Annotated in this window: 1 pseudogene; it reads right to left on the bottom strand. The window is 72.0% G+C overall.

Going from position 1 to position 339, the window contains the following annotated elements:
- Nucleotides 1-280 (bottom strand): annotated as a pseudogene (locus B8460_RS19355) (DsbA family protein); the annotation flags it as partial.
- Nucleotides 281-339: the final 59 nt, after the last annotated feature.

Below are 339 nucleotides of genomic sequence, written 5' to 3'. Positions count from 1 at the left end.
GGCTCGCCGGCTCGGTGTCGTAGACGAAGGCCGGGCGGTCGAAGAAGCCATAGTCGAAGGGCTGTCCGGACGCGTCGTGGACGTGCTGCCAGTGATGGCGCACCTCCTCGCGCGTCCGGTCGTCCATCGGCGTGGTGGTGCTGGGGCGCAGGCCGCCGAGCACAAGGCGGATCGGCAGCGCCTGCCCGAAGCGCGCGGTGATCGCGTCGATCACCGGCGAGAAGCCCCAGCACCAGGAGCACATGGGGTCGGCGAAATAAACCAGGTGAGGGGCGGTCACGCGGTGTCTCCCGACCGTGATGGCCGATCGCGGGCCGGCGGCGGGCGGGGTGCCGCGGG

The organism is Acidisphaera rubrifaciens HS-AP3 (assembly GCF_000964365.1).
In the GTDB taxonomy this organism is placed as follows: Bacteria; Pseudomonadota; Alphaproteobacteria; order Acetobacterales; family Acetobacteraceae; genus Acidisphaera; species Acidisphaera rubrifaciens.
The sequence above is the reverse complement of the archived record's forward strand: the minus strand, read 5'-3'. Positions and strand labels throughout refer to the sequence as shown.